The following is a 12,984-nucleotide window of genomic DNA, read 5'->3' as shown; positions in this document are numbered from 1 at the left end:
CCTATACTATACAAAATGAAATTCATCTACATTATTTCTACATATATTTTCTATACTATTATCGTTATTACCAATCAAATACAAAACGGTGGAGGAAAGAATATGAAATTGATGCTTTTAAAGAGGTTTATCGTAATTGGTTCTTTAGCTATTCTCGCTACGGGATGTACTAATGCGATTAAAAATAATGCAATGGAAGGAATGGATCATTCAAACACGAATAATCCTACTTCGGCTGGTTCCAGTCCTGTGAAATTCACATCTAGTACTCCAGTGGTAAATGGCAAAGAATTTACGATCACCGCACAAGAGAGCAATCTTGAAGTTTCCAAAGGTAAGATATTACCTGTTTGGACTTTCAACAATTCTGTCCCCGGACCTCAAATCCGTGTAAAGGTTGGAGACAACGTAAAAATCAATCTAAAAAATGAGTTGAATCAGCCTGTCTCCATTCATTGGCACGGCTACCCCGTTCCGAATAACATGGATGGCATTCCTGGCGTTACACAAGATGCCGTTGAACCAGGTAAAACATTTACGTATACGTTCAAAGCTAATGTACCAGGTACCTATTGGTATCATTCTCATCAAGACAGTGTAAACCAAGTGGATAAAGGCTTGTACGGTTCCCTTGTTGTTGAGGAACTGAAAAATGACTATGACCGGGACTATACTCTCATGTTAGATGAATGGATGAGTTCCAGCGACATGAATACGAGTGATTCCGACAATATGGGTATGAAAGAGATGAATCATAATGAAATGAATATGTCCGGATCGGATATGAACATGGACGAGAACACTACGGGTATGGGCGGACATGATATGAGCATGTATGACCTATACACGATAAACGGGAAATCAGGTACTGCCATTGATAAACTCATGGTTAAAGAGGGCGATAAAGTTAGAATTCGCTTAATTAATGCAGGATACATCAGTCATCAAATGCACTTACATGGCCACAATTTTAAAGTAATAGCGTCGGATGGACAGCCCCTAAATGAACCCGAGATGATAAAAGATCAATTACTTTCTATAGCTCCTGGAGAACGTTATGATATTGAATTTACAGCTGATAATCCAGGCTCCTGGCTACTTGAAGAACATGGAATTGAATCGCCGAAACAAAATATGAAAGCCGTTATCCAATACGAAGGTTCAAAAGTTCAAAATGACAATTCCAATACTTCAGCTACGCTTCCTGTGTTTGACTTCGAAAAGTATGGTAACATGTCAGATCCATTATTTTCGTTGAATGAGATATTTGATCAAAACGTGACAATGAATTTAAATACGGAAATGAAAGATGGAGAAATGGTGTACACCATTAACGGAAAGGTATTTCCGGATACAGATGTCATAAAAGTCCAGAAAGGTGACAAGGTCAAAGTTACTTTTGTGAATCAGTCCAAAACGGATGACCATCCTATGCATCTCCATGGACAGTTTTTCCAAGTGCTAAGTAAAAATGGTCAATCCTATCAGGGGTCAACGATCATAAAAGATACACTAAATGTTAAACCAGGGGAAACTTATGTTGTTGCTTTTGAAGCCGATAACCCTGGAAATTGGATGTTCCATTGCCATGACTTGCATCATGCTTCCGCGGGAATGGTAACGGAAGTCATGTATACAGATTATGAAAGTAACTATACACCTGATCCGAGTGTGGAGAACGTAGCGGAATAAATAAGTAGCATTGATTTACTCTTTATTAAGATCTGCTAATAATACGTTAAAAGATAAACAGAAGAAATTATAATGCGGCGATCTTTCCCGGAATGTAACCGAGGATTGGTTGCCGCATTTTTTTAGAAACACCTTAATTGTAAAAAAGCGATACTGTTGCGCTTAAATGCATATCATTCTCTTCTATTAGCTAGCATACCAAAATCCCCCAGGTATAGAGAACTCATTAAAATGAACTCTAATCCGAGGGGACGATATTTCAGAACTATATTGGCGACGTTACTGACTTTTTTATTACAATATCATTCTATTGGAAGATGGACCTGAAAAGGAATACGCACGATCTTCAATATATATTTGATGCCATAAGATAAATACAAGAATGGTCCACAATTTACGGCTTGCATCCAATTTCCCTTCCTTATGGATCTCAAGTAGCTGCAATACATACGTTTTATTGATCCATTGATCTACGTCTGCTGTCATAATCAGATTCCTAGCCCATGAATACCATTCACTTTTTAACCATACTCTCGTTGGGACAGGAAAACCTAATTTTTTTCGTTGCTGTACATCAGGTGGAACCACATCTTTCATAGCATCACGGAGTAATAATTTAGTTGCTGTGGGTGTAACTTTATACTTAGTAGGGATGGTAGCAGCTAATTCAAATACTTTGGTATCTACAAAGGGAACGCGAAGTTCCAAGGAATTTGCCATCGACATTTTGTCTGCTTTCATTAGGATATTCCCACGTAGCCACGTATGAATATCAATATACTGCATCTGTGTGACTTCATCATATAACTTCGCTTGTTCATAAAGTGGCTTAGTCACCTGCTGGGTTGGTTTACATACTCCCTGCTCCGATAACCATGGTGCTAATACCTTACTTTTTTCATGATCCATAAAAATCTTCGCATTTCCAAAGTAACGTTCTTGCAGAATAAGACTCCCTCTTTCCAAGAATCCTTTGCCTTTCATGCCGGTAGGCAGTAATCGTCCAAGATGTCCTGCAAGACTTCTCCATGGACCTGGAAGACCCTGAAACATGCGGAGAGCATAGGGTTCCCGATAAATGTTGTAGCCACCAAAAAATTCATCTGCACCTTCACCTGAAAATGCCATCTTAACATGCTGACTAGCCAACTTCGATACAAAGTAGAGACCCACGGCTGATGGGTCTGCTACTGGCTCATCCATATGCCATATTAGAGAAGGTAGTATATCTATATAGTCGCGGGCATTAATCCGAATTTCATGATGCTCAGTCCCTAAATAGGCTGCTGTCTTCCTAGCATCATCCAATTCACTATAGCCCGGCATATCAAATCCAACGCTGAATGTTTGGGTTGGCTCCAAGCGATGAAGTAAACCAACTAAACTGCTTGAATCAATACCACCCGATAAGAATGCTCCCCTAGGGACATCTGAGTTCTTATGAATACGAACAGATTCCGTTATTACTGATCGTGTTTCCTCTACTAAATCGGAATACGACCTACTTTCATGGGGCTCAAACTTCACTTCGTAATACGGTCTGATGGTCATTCCATTATTCTGTACAATCAAATAATGGCCTGCTTTCAGTTTATGGATCTCTTTGAACATCGTTAGAGGTTCAGGTACATATTGAAATGTGAGATACTGATAAAGAGCATTTTCATCCACTTCCCTATCAATCCTACCTGAAGCCAGCAACGTTTTAATTTCAGAGCCAATCATGTATCCGGAGGCGGTCTCACTGTAATAAACAGGCTTGATTCCGAAATGATCCCGTGCCGCAAATAAAAGATCACTCCTTTGATCCCATATGGTGAACCCAAACATGCCTCGTAAATAGTTGACACATTTAATTCCAACGTCCTCATAAAGCCTCAGTAATACTTCGGTATCGGAATCTGTATAAAATGTATACCCCTTCTGACTCAACCAATCCCTCAACTCTTTATAATTATAAATCTCTCCATTGAATACCAACCAAATATCTTTGTTCTCATTGGTCATGGGCTGTGCCCCGTGCTCAATATCCAGTATACTTAGTCTCCTAAAACCCAGACCGATATGATCATGGATATATATCCCTTCATCATCTGGGCCACGATGAGCTATGGAGTCCGTCATCTGTTGCAGAATGTTTGCATCTACTGGCACATGATATTTGTTATATAAACTTACAAATCCACACATTGGGCTAATCTCCTCTAATCGATATAAGATTAGTTTAGCCTTCATGTATGTGGAATCTGTGTAAGAATACTGTCTATATCATAAATCACGTTCTTTTAAGTTATCTATATATTTACTGGATTAGTTCATTGGAGTGATTCTATATGTTCGAGGCAAGTTGTAAACAAAATGGACAAACCCGTCTCCTCACGGGCTTGTCCATATTTTTAATGACTGTCGTCAATCATTTTAAGATAGTTCTGCTCGCTAACCACTCGGCGAGCTGTAACATATCTGGATTTATAATAACTTTCAGATAAGCTACTAATTCGAACACCTTTACTGCTTGATGAATGTGCAAATTGATTGTTACCTACATAAATGCCCGCATGGGAAATGCTGCGACCATTTGTATTGAAGAAAACGAGATCTCCTGGGCGTAGTTCTTCTTTTTCTACAAACGATCCCTTTGTTGCTTGCATACTAGAGGTGCGCGGCAAATCTAGTTTAAATGCATTAAAAACATAAAGGATAAAACCGGAACAATCAAAACCTGATGTTGTGGTCCCACCATAAAGGTAGGGCGTTCCAACCACTTCTTTTATTTCTTCAGTTAGTTTTGCCTGACTAGCAAATGCTCCCGTTGCTGTGGAGGTAAATAAAACTGCTGCTCCAAGCACCGACAAAATGACCTTTTTCAAACTTTTGTTCCTCCCTTAGATGCCTACGGAGTTAGCTTAAGGATTCGGTTAAAGGCTCCCTATATTCTTATCTTGCAAGAATAATTCACCCAACAAATGGTTCCCCCGTTTTCAATACGAAATTCGGCAAAAATAGTTAAATGTTTGTAACCTATAGAGTATTATATTGTTATAATGTGTGGATTTTATGTAGAATTCTCATATATCTTACTCTACAAAAAATGAAAAGACCGTCCCCTGTTAAATTCAGGGAACGATCGCTTCTTAGGACAAATTCTTTTTTTTACCAGCTTCTACTTATAAGCTCAAGGCTCTTCTACACTATACAACCACTTATATCCTATGCCCCAAACTGTTTGAATGGGATTCTGTTCTAATCCAGCCAACTGTAACTTCTCGCGGATATTTTTGACGTGGGTGTCCACGACTCGGTTATCCCCAAAAAAGTCACTTCCCCACAGACGTTCAATGATTTCATCTCTAGAGAAAACTCTTTGTGGGTGCTCAGCCAACATAAGCAAGATATCAAGTTCCTTTTGGGTTAAATCCAGATTTGTGTCTAATACCAAAACTTGTCTTCGATCTGGATAAATAATCATGTCTGAATACACGATTTTTCTACCGACTTCTTTTAGGCTCGAAGACTGTGAAGATCGTCGAATAAGTGCAAACAGGCGAGCGATGAGTTCATCTGAATTTACAGGTTTCACCATATAATCATCAGCACCCACTCCTAAGCCATGCACCTTATCCTTCACATCCCCTCGAGCAGTAAGCATTAATATAGGAGTTTCACTAAATGCTCTGATTTTTTTACAAAGATGCCAACCATCCATATCCGGCATCATAACGTCTAATAAAATGACATGATACGAATTTTTCTGAAGATAGGACAGTCCTTCGGTTCCATTATGAGCTTCCGTAATATCAAAACCTTCTTTAGTTAAATAAATACGCAATAGATTTCTCATATTCCATTCGTCATCAATAACTAATGCTTTCAACTTGTTCATATGGTCATCACCATCCAATACAAAAATCTATAGATATATTACAACATAGCCGTTCTTCTTACTTTAATTTTCAAATATCATTAGCTCAATTGTTTTACATATTATATTTTGGAACTATGTGATTTCAATGAAGAAGACGTGATGGTCGGAAAAATTATTTTAAATCGCGTGCCCTCTCCAATTTTACTTTCTACCTGTATTGTTCCTCCTTGTTGTACTACAAGACTTTGAACAATAGACAGCCCAAGTCCAGTTCCTCCATATGCCCGAGATCTGGATTTCTCAACTCGGTAAAAGCGCTCAAATATATTCGGAAGTTCTTCTGCTGAAATTCCGGGTCCCGTATCGCAAATACTTATCGCCACCCCACCTGTTTCAGAACTTAAAGAAACTTGAATATACCCCTCAGCTGTGTAACGAATGGCATTATCCAACAGATTAAGAATGATCTGTTCCAGTCGGTTAGGGTCTACAAAAATATGAGGTACGGAACTCAGGTTACTTTGAATCGTAAGATCTTTCTCTTGGGCTTTTAATTGAACCTTATCTATAGACCTTTGGATAATCGAAGTGGGTGCGACAGACATTAGTTTTAAGTCAATTTTACCTTCCTCCATCTTAGACAGTTCAAAGAGATCATTTATGATTACATTTAAACGTTGTGCTTCCTCAGAAATGATTTGTAAATATTTTTTCTTTTCTTCTTCATTTTCCACCAGATTTTTAGCCAATATGTCTGCATACCCTTCCATATAGGTAATGGGTGTTTTCAATTCATGAGAGACGTTGGCAAAGAACTCCGAACGATTATCTCGATATTGTTTTAATTCTCTAGCGAGGTCGTTTATGGCTTGTGACAATGAACCAATCTCATCTTTAGTTTCCACCGGAATTTCAAGATTCAGTTCTCCTTTGGCAATTTGGCGAGTTGCACTTTCAATTTTCAGTAATGGATTCGATAATTTTTTGGATAGAAAAAAGATGCAACCCAACGCCAATAACAGTGATCCAAATCCAGTTATAAATAGTAAATTTCTGATCGTTTGGATCGATTCTTTCATCTTTTCTAGAGAACTAATCACATAAATCCCTTTGACCGTTGGATTAGTGGTCACGGGGATACCATGAAGCAGGTAAAGTTCGTTATTTAATGTGAATTCTCTTTCCACCTTCTTCCCTTCAAACAATTTATCATTGTCCCAGATATAGTCAGGGAGAGTTGAGGCGTCTGAAGTCTTTGATTCAATGAATGTTCCTTGTGCGCTCAAGATATACATCTGGACCCCCGTAAAATCGGCCATTTGTTCTGCACTGTTACCTTGCTCCTCAAGCATAGTAGACAAATGTGCTGCTAACTCGTTGGCTTCATCGTGTACTTTAGATGACAAAAAATTCGTGAATATGAGGTTAAGTACAATGCTTAGCAATATTAAAATCCCAATAAACAAGCTGAAAATGGTAAAACTGAGTTTTAAATGAATTTTATTCCACACCGAATATATCACCTTTTGATATCATTATTAGGAAAATAAAACAGTCGCCATTATGGCGACTCATAAATATTTCCCTGTTTAATTTATTTTTGCCATTTACTATAGATTAAAGCACTCTCTTTAATTCTTCAGCAGTGATTCTCTTCAAAAACTTACTGAATTTTTCCTTACCTTTTGCATGAATTTTATAATAATCAATTATTTTCATTACAGTTTGTGTCACTTCCGCTTCCGTTAAACCAGCTAGAAAAAGTTCTGCCAAAGAAGCTTTGATCCCTTTTGGATCTCCACCTATATACATATCGAATTTATCTTTCATTTTAACGATTCCGATATCTCTCAAGAGGGGTTCACTAGTCCCAAGTGCACACCCAGCATATCCGACCTTAAGAGGTGTCGGTGTCAATATCCCCGCTATAGCTTGATTTAATTTTAGAGCAATGTCTATTCCAGACTCCTCAGCTCCTCTGCAAAAATTGCAAGCGATCAGGGCCTTAGTTGCATAACCTGCAGGGTTTACCTCAAGTCCAATGCTTCGAAGATTGTCAGTTACGACTCCTTCTGATTCAGCCGATATTTCAATATAAAATTGTTTAAACGGAGTCATCTCGGTCTTTTGCTCTGGCCCAACAAGTTTACTGATAGCTGAAAGTTGCACTGCAGTAAACAAGCTACCTCCTACTTGAACTGGTGGGGAAACTGCAATCATCAACCTTTCATTATTCACTTCTTACTCTCCTTTAATCGATTAATGTTAAAGCCTTCTTCATGTATAAAGTACTCATTTATATGACTGTATCAAAGCAATTCTTACCAGGTTCCACCGTTTAGGGTACATGAGTGCACTGAGTTATCTTTAGAATACCCCCCTATAGTATAATTTTCAAGCTTTTCTTTACACATTAAATAAGATTAAATTAAATTAGCTCATGCTGCTTAACCGTACCTCTTGGGCCTTTCATAATAAGGATAAGAGTATACCTCTAAGGTTTATTCTTTCATGATTCCCTTAAAGACCATTTCTCTCCACCATCATTGCTTTCATAGACCGAATACTGATCTGTTACAATGATGAGCTTATTCGGATCTTGTTTTGAACTTTTGATCCCCAAAGGCATCTCACCATCTAAGTCTACGTCGAGGTTAGACCATATTTTCAAATCAGTAGATTTTAAAAATCCACTTTCTGACATGATAATCGTCCTTCCATCGGACAAAGACAGTACTCCGTATGCCGGCTCATTTGTAATCTGAATTTGTTCCATATCTCTGCCCTTGTCAGTATAGCTAACCAGCCCTGTTTCCGTTGCAGCCAAAATGGTTTCTGTAGCCGAAGGAAATATAGAAATCGAATAAGCCCCTTGAGGTATGCTTCCGACTTTTTGCCACTGTTCCCCACCATCTTTCGTTTCGTACAAATTGTTGTCAGCACTAGCCAACAACGCAATTAAGTGACTTGAATTCCTCAGATCCATCGCTAAGTAGTGAACATCCGGCTCATTGGGTTTTGCTTGATTGGGAAGTCCATTCTCTGTAGTTTCCCAGGTCTCCCCTCCATCATTAGAACGTTTCACAAAACCATGGCCTGCGACAAAGATGTTCATGGGATTATTGGGATTCGTTTCAATTGCCATGACATCACTTGTCATAAGTTCTTTACTAGCTCGCTTCCATTTTTGATCTACAAATTCATATACTCCGTTATGAGTCCCCATCCATATGGTTGTATCATCTTCTACAAAACTAAAGATATGAGGATGGGTGGTGGTCTGGGGTGTTAATAGATCCAAATTTACTTTCCTGTCTTCTCTGCCCTCTCCCCAAATAATAAAACCGAAAAACACCACTAATGATAATGCGAGATAAAAGCCCATACCCAGGGAAAACCCTTTTTTCTTTTTTTGCATTGATCATTCTCCTTGCCTTTAATAATGTTATGTCAGTATAGTGAAAAATTGTGAAGATTCTGAGTGTATTGACGGAAATATGCAGGAGGATACTCTATAATCACATGATGTAATAACCTAAAAATATATATATATTTCAACCATCTGGAGCCATATGGTCACAGGATTCCTCATGAGTCAGCCTATGATCAGCTTTTAGTAGGGGGAAAATCAATAAAAAACCCAATCAGCAAGAGCTAATTAGGGGGAGTGTATATCTTACTATTATGAAAGTGTTGATCCATGGTCTTCATGCCAGATTTGGTGGATCACATCGGCCAAGATCGAAATCGTTCTATAATTTTCTTCAAGTACATTTTCTACGCCGCCGATTTCGATTAAGGCACTAGATTCGGCAAGCGATTGGTTGTATTTCCCGTTACCACTAGAATGATCTTTTGAGTATATTCCCTTCGATATTCCAGGTATTTTCTTGTTTAATTTATTCTGTAATTTGGTGGCAAACTCCATCGTTTCCTTCCAATTGGGATTTTCTTTTCCTACCACAAAATATAATTGTGCATAGTTAAGTTTATCAAACACAATGGTCGTCTGATCTTTGGGTTGTGAATCACGATGGATATCAAAGACGTAGTCAATGGATTTATGATTAGACAATTCCTGGCTCAATGTATCCTTTGAATAACTATAAGATTTAGCGTAGTCGAAGTTCTTAACTATACTTGGATAGTCCGCAGTAGATTGAATCACATTCATCCCTTTCGCTGTTAGTTTTTTAGTGAGGTCCTCTCCCAATAAGGTGACATTAATATTAGAATCAAATGCTTCATCTGCGGAGGTTTTACCTTGCAGCTCCGGTAACCAAGATTCACGGTTATGAGTATGATAAATAAGAATTTGCGGTTGAGTAGATCGTGAAGCACTTTTTTGCTGGTTTGTGTTTTTCGTCGCGGTTATGTTGTTTGGCTTCTTAGTCACATGCTCATGGTTTGTATTTTCTGTTTTAGTCGATTGGTTGGTTATCTTATCTTTAGAAGTCTGAGTACCCTTACTCAGTTTGGTTATTTCTTTAGATTCTATGCCACCTGTTTGATCTGAAGTAATGTTGTTCACCACTACCTGGCTGCGTGGAGGTACGCTTTCCTCTACAGGAATGAAGTCAATGTACATAGGGATAACTTTCAAGGAGATAATGAAAGATGATAGAAATGTAAAAACGACTAACTTACTCCTTCTTCTTCTTCGTGCCATTTCATTTTCACTTCCTTTTTCATTTTGTCTCTACCATTTCTATTCGCTTTTTCATAGAATAGAACAACATTCCGTATCCCAGACCCACAATAAAAATAGAAAGACCCTCATAGCTTTTCTTAGGATTTATATAACAAAGTCTGTTCTTTTTTTCATATATTCTCCATAGTTTATAGATTCCCTCATGTTTACACAGTTTTTGCTTGTCTTCATGGGGAGAGTTATCGACTTAAGGACTAGAGTTTGTAACGAATAGAAAAGCTACCCGGTACGATATCTATTAAGGTAAACATCAATCTTCCCTATACATATTAATTTTGAACACTAGAGACAATTAAAGTATGTAAATTAACTTCAACCCAATATCATAAACCTTGATGTTGCGTAGAAAAAGAAAAGAATGACGTCATTTCTGACGTCATTCCATAAGGGATCTATTTTGTTGAAAGCTCACTTTCAACTAACCATTGGTGATTTTTAACCGGGTTTCCACCGGTTGCTGGTGTATAATCGACCATATAAACCGTTGTTTTCTCAGCTGAGTCAATAGTTGCCTCAGCACCCATCATGCCTTCCATATGGTCAGCTTCAAGGGTAACTTTGGTCCCTGGTTTTAAGGGCTCGCTACCTGCATCTTTGATTTCTTCTTGAATAACCCACTTATGATTAGGTATTGGATCACCTCCAGTGGTTGGAGTAAAAGTTACTGCGTACGCTACAGTATCATATGCGCCTACTACTTTTGCCTTTGCTCCGTTCATGCCTTCCATGTGATCAGCATGGATGACGACTTCGTCTCCAACTTTATAAGTCGGATTCTCGGCTTCTTTTATGCCCTCAGGAACCTCTCCCGATCCTGAATGATCCATCTCACCCATATTCGAGTGCTCGCTTTCTGTAGTCGTATTGGAATTGTTGTTGTTGTTCTCCTTGTTCCCACATGCACTCAACACCAATAAAACTGCCAAGCTAAGTAAAATCAGTATTTTCTTCACTGTTATCACACACCTTTACTTTTATTTTTGTACTTATGCGTGGGTGTAAATCGAGTCACTTTAACATTTTACCCAAAAACATTGAAGATATTGTGAAGATCCACTTATTGATCCATTTTATTTATTTAGGAGGACATTCCTTTTCTTTAGGAACGGTACATTGATTAACATCTATTAACAATCTCTTTGTCAAATGCTTCGTAATACTCGTTTATAAACTCTTCCCATTGTTGATCCTTAGAGCTTTGGTCCTTCATCTGGAATTCAGCTAGGTAAAGTGTGATCAATGATTAATCCGGAACTTCGGCAATCCATGAAGAGTCAATAAATTATACTGGCTTAAATCCTGCTTCTAAATACGTAAGTATGAAATCTGGGACTATCTTTAATGCAGCTCAATACATATACCTATCTTAATTTTTACTGCCCTTCTAAATAAGTTCGAAGAATAATGCGACCTACTCGGTGGATCTCTTGTCGTTCCTGCTCATTAACTCTCTTGGTGTATGACTTATAAATATTTGCGCTTGGATAACGTTCCCCTTGATGGAAAAAGTGGGAGAATCCTTTCTCAAGACTAATGTAACACTTTGCTCGCAACACTTACATCAGAATCCATATTTTGAGAATGAATCCGATACTCCTCAGTTAGGAAAAAGAAAGCCGTATCAATATCATCACCTAATAACGGTATCAGAAGTCCGTCAGCTAACCATCCTTAATTAGGAATAGCTGTACTAGAAGATTCCTTCGGTAATATACTGGCAGGTGCAATAAAATTATCGACCGCAGTTTGAGATAAACGTAGTTACAATTTTAGAGTTTGCTACCTGTGTTTGAGCACCCGAATTTCCGCCACCAACCACTACTGTATTTCCTGGGCTCAATTGATCTGGGTTTAAGTACTCTGAAGAGTACTGGGTAACATTCTCTGACAATGAATTGGAAAAGGACAGAGTATTTTCACATGGTAAGGGCCTGTTGCAACGATGATGTTCAAGCCTCAAATATACCTTCAGTTGTCTCTGCTTTAAAGTTACCATCCTTCCAAAGCCGTTTAATAAGACATTCCAGTTTTACGGGTAGATCCATTTTCTTTGCATATGAGTCAAGATAGTTTGCAATCTCATCTTTACTTGGCAGTCCATTCTGATCACCTTCTATCGGCATGCCAGATAACCCGTCGTACATACGAGGCGTAAAGAGATGGAGTGATTCGTAGCGGCGTGAATCGTCTATTGATGATGCATCGTCCAGAATGATAAAGTTTAAACCAGTTTGTTTTAGCGGCCAATCCTGCTTGTCCAGCACCAATAACTAACACATCGAACATAGTTATCCTCCTTCAATTGAGTTAATGTAGATTAGCCTGTTTAGTATCAATCAAACTTACGTTTGATTGAATAATTAAAATATGGTAGTGTAACAATCAAACACATTTTTGATTGACTGGAGGATATATTTATGAAGGATAGTTGTGAAATTTACTGTTATGACGAGCCTAAAGTTCGTAAAGTTCAAAAGGCATTAGAACAGCAAGATATAAAGGGCATGGCCAAGATGTTTAAGTTGTTGGCTGATGAAACTCGAATGAAGATCGCGTTTGTTTTATGTGAAGAAGACGAACTTTGTGTATGTGACGTGGCCAATATTACGGGATCATCACTTGCTACCGCATCTCACCATTTGCGGTCGCTAAAACAGCTTGGAGTAGCTAAATACAGGAAAGAAGGAAAGTTGGCGTTTTATTCACTGGAAGATGA

At 38.3% G+C, this 12,984-nt stretch carries 11 protein-coding genes and 1 riboswitch; of the genes, 2 read left to right on the top strand and 9 right to left on the bottom strand.

The window, feature by feature from the left end; translation table 11 throughout:
- Positions 1-111: 111 nt before the first annotated feature.
- Positions 112-1,692, top strand: a complete 1,581-nt coding sequence (locus tag P364_RS0118415) for a multicopper oxidase family protein (protein WP_442952343.1) — start codon at positions 112-114, stop codon at positions 1,690-1,692.
- 294 nt (positions 1,693-1,986) lie between these two features.
- Here P364_RS0118415 and asnB read toward each other — a convergent pair whose 3' ends face one another.
- The 9 genes from asnB to P364_RS36255 all read right to left on the bottom strand — a co-directional run bounded on the left by asnB (position 1,987) and on the right by P364_RS36255 (position 12,532).
- Complete coding sequence (gene asnB, locus P364_RS0118410; RefSeq protein WP_024631551.1) at positions 1,987-3,882, bottom strand: asparagine synthase (glutamine-hydrolyzing); 1,896 nt, start codon at positions 3,880-3,882, stop codon at positions 1,987-1,989.
- A gap of 206 nt (positions 3,883-4,088) precedes the next feature.
- Positions 4,089-4,562, bottom strand: a complete 474-nt coding sequence (locus P364_RS0118405; protein ID WP_024631550.1) for a C40 family peptidase — start codon at positions 4,560-4,562, stop codon at positions 4,089-4,091.
- A gap of 5 nt (positions 4,563-4,567) precedes the next feature.
- A riboswitch (cyclic di-AMP (ydaO/yuaA leader) is annotated at positions 4,568-4,701 on the bottom strand.
- Positions 4,702-4,867: 166 nt separating this feature from the next.
- Entirely contained in the window at positions 4,868-5,575 is a 708-nt protein-coding gene (locus P364_RS0118400) for a response regulator transcription factor (RefSeq protein ID WP_024631549.1), read from the bottom strand.
- 101 nt (positions 5,576-5,676) lie between these two features.
- Positions 5,677-7,068, bottom strand: a complete 1,392-nt coding sequence (locus P364_RS0118395) for a sensor histidine kinase (protein ID WP_024631548.1) — start codon at positions 7,066-7,068, stop codon at positions 5,677-5,679.
- A gap of 106 nt (positions 7,069-7,174) precedes the next feature.
- Complete coding sequence (locus P364_RS0118390) at positions 7,175-7,795, bottom strand: nitrite reductase (RefSeq protein ID WP_024631547.1); 621 nt, start codon at positions 7,793-7,795, stop codon at positions 7,175-7,177.
- A gap of 271 nt (positions 7,796-8,066) precedes the next feature.
- On the bottom strand, positions 8,067-8,975 hold the full coding sequence (locus tag P364_RS0118385) for a WD40/YVTN/BNR-like repeat-containing protein (protein WP_024631546.1): 909 nt from the start codon (positions 8,973-8,975) through the stop codon (positions 8,067-8,069).
- Positions 8,976-9,239: 264 nt separating this feature from the next.
- On the bottom strand, positions 9,240-10,226 hold the full coding sequence (locus P364_RS36260; protein WP_024631545.1) for a stage II sporulation protein P: 987 nt from the start codon (positions 10,224-10,226) through the stop codon (positions 9,240-9,242).
- A 434-nt stretch (positions 10,227-10,660) separates the two neighbouring features.
- Positions 10,661-11,221, bottom strand: a complete 561-nt coding sequence (locus tag P364_RS0118375; protein WP_024631544.1) for a YdhK family protein — start codon at positions 11,219-11,221, stop codon at positions 10,661-10,663.
- A gap of 996 nt (positions 11,222-12,217) precedes the next feature.
- On the bottom strand, positions 12,218-12,532 hold the full coding sequence (locus P364_RS36255; protein WP_024631543.1) for a hypothetical protein: 315 nt from the start codon (positions 12,530-12,532) through the stop codon (positions 12,218-12,220).
- Positions 12,533-12,685: 153 nt separating this feature from the next.
- On the opposite strand from P364_RS36255, the gene P364_RS0118365 reads away from it, so the two are divergent.
- The coding region (locus tag P364_RS0118365) for an ArsR/SmtB family transcription factor (RefSeq protein ID WP_024631542.1) at positions 12,686-12,984 on the top strand (299 nt) is incomplete at its 3' end.

Source organism: Paenibacillus sp. MAEPY2 (assembly GCF_000499205.1).
In the GTDB taxonomy this organism is placed as follows: domain Bacteria; phylum Bacillota; class Bacilli; order Paenibacillales; family Paenibacillaceae; genus Paenibacillus; species Paenibacillus vandeheii.
Note: the sequence above shows the minus strand (reverse complement) of the source record. Positions and strands in the feature narration are given on the sequence as shown.